The sequence below is a fragment of the Roseibium sp. AWQ4_290 genome (genome assembly GCF_056160985.1).
The window spans coordinates 1-1,223 of sequence record NZ_JBSWYG010000051.1; the positions used below are offsets into that span (position 1 = coordinate 1).

The window sequence follows — 1,223 nt, forward strand, 5'->3', positions numbered from 1 at the left end:
TGACCTGCGCCCCGTTTCCTCCTCCAGTTTGAGGTAGAGTCCGTCTTGAACGAGGAGACGGACAATGAAGCGAACACGGTTCAGCGAAGAGCAGATCATCAGGATCCTGAAGCAGCACGAGAGCGGCATTTCGACGGCCGACATGTGCCGGGAACACGGGATCAGCTCGGCGACATTCTACAAGTGGAAGGCGAAGTTCGGCGGGCTCGAAGTGTCGGACGCGCGCCGGCTGAAGGCGCTTGAGGACGAGAACACGAAGCTGAAGAAGCTGTTGGCGGAGCAACTCTTGGACAACGCGATGCTGAAGGATGTCGCGTCAAAAAAATGGTGACGCCCGCTGCAAGGCGAGAGGCCGTGGCGCACCTGTGTGAGGCACACGGGGTGAGCCAGCGGCGGGCGTGTTCGGTTCTCGGCGTCGACCGATCAAGCGTGCGCTATCGCAGCGTGCGGCCGGACGATGGCGAGCTGCGGCAGGCCATGAAGCAGGTCGCGGCGGAGCGTCGCCGATTCGGCTATCGGCGGGTGCACGTGATGCTCGCCCGCCAAGGCTGGCAGGTGAACCAGAAGAAGATCCGGCGGCTCTACCGCGAAGAGAAGCTCCAGGTGCGCAAGCGCGGCGGCCGCAAGCGCGCCCTCGGAACACGCCGGCCGATGCTGGTGCCGCAGCGGCCCAACGAGCGCTGGAGCCTGGACTTCGTCTCCGACGCGTTCACCGACGGGAGGCGGTTCCGGGTGCTGGCCATCGTCGACGACTTCAGCCGCGAGTGCCTGGCGCTGGTTGCCGATACCTCGCTCTCGGGTCTGCGGGTCACCCGGGAGCTGACGGCGCTCCTGGCGCGTCGTGGTCGGCCGCAGACCATCGTCAGCGATAACGGGACCGAACTTACCAGCATGGCCGTGCTCAGGTGGTGCCAGGAGACTGGCGTCGGCTGGCACTACATCGCCCCCGGCAAGCCGATGCAGAACGGGTTCGTCGAGAGCTTCAACGGCAGCTTCCGCGACGAGCTCCTCAACGAGACGCTGTTCTCGACGCTCGCCGAGGCCCGCACAAAGATCACCGCCTGGAAGGAGGACTACAACCGGATCAGACCCCACTCATCCCTCGGCAACCTCACGCCCGAGGAATTTGCCATGAAGACGAGACTGGAAATGAAGGCCGCATGAGGCCAGAAACAAACCGACGGATTCTCCTCGCAGATGGAGGAAAGTCGGGTCTCAGGTCA

1 protein-coding gene is annotated in these 1,223 nt (G+C 64.1%); it reads left to right on the forward strand.

Annotated features, from left to right (window positions below):
- Positions 1 to 64 precede the first annotated feature (64 nt).
- Positions 65 to 1,164, forward strand: a protein-coding gene (locus ACXAH0_RS25080) for an IS3 family transposase (RefSeq protein WP_475196004.1) whose coding sequence is annotated in 2 segments (ribosomal slippage) — positions 65 to 326 and positions 326 to 1,164 — 1,101 coding nt in all. Because the reading frame shifts where the segments join, the coding sequence is not laid out codon by codon here.
- The last annotated feature ends 59 nt before the right edge of the window (positions 1,165 to 1,223 follow it).